At 69.2% G+C, this 451-nt stretch carries 1 protein-coding gene; it reads right to left on the reverse strand.

Annotated features, from left to right (window positions below):
- Positions 1-451, reverse strand: a 451-nt coding sequence (locus EEB15_RS33355; protein ID WP_141514267.1) for a YegS/Rv2252/BmrU family lipid kinase, incomplete at both ends; no start/stop codon positions are given.

Here is a 451-nt window from a genome sequence, read left to right on the forward strand (position 1 = left end):
GGGTACCGACCATGTCCTGCGGCGTCGGCAGGATGCTCACGTCCAGCAGGCCGTCGTCCACTCGCGCTTGCGGACACAGTACGTGCCCGCCGCCGGCCTGGCGCCCGTTACCGATGCCCAGGGCGAGGAACTCGCCTTCCCACTGGAAGTCCGGGGCGCTGAAACGGCCCTGGGCGGCATGCACTTCGGAAAAACGGGTCAACCCGGTCAACAGGTAGGCGGCACCGCCGAGAACCTTCTTCAGGTCCTCCGAGGTATTCGCCGTGACCTTCGAACCGAAGCCGCCAGTGGCCATGTTGAGGAACAGCTTGCCGTTCACCGCGCCCAGGTCGATCGGCCGCGCCGTCTGGTCGAGCAGCGCCAGCGCCGCGGCCGGTTCCAGGGGAATCCCGGCGGCGCGGGCGAAATCGTTGGCGGTGCCCAGCGGCAGGATCGCCAGGCTCGCCTCGCC

Origin of the sequence: Ramlibacter sp. WS9 (genome assembly GCF_003797765.1) — a bacterium.
Taxonomy (GTDB): Bacteria; Pseudomonadota; Gammaproteobacteria; order Burkholderiales; family Burkholderiaceae_C; genus Ramlibacter.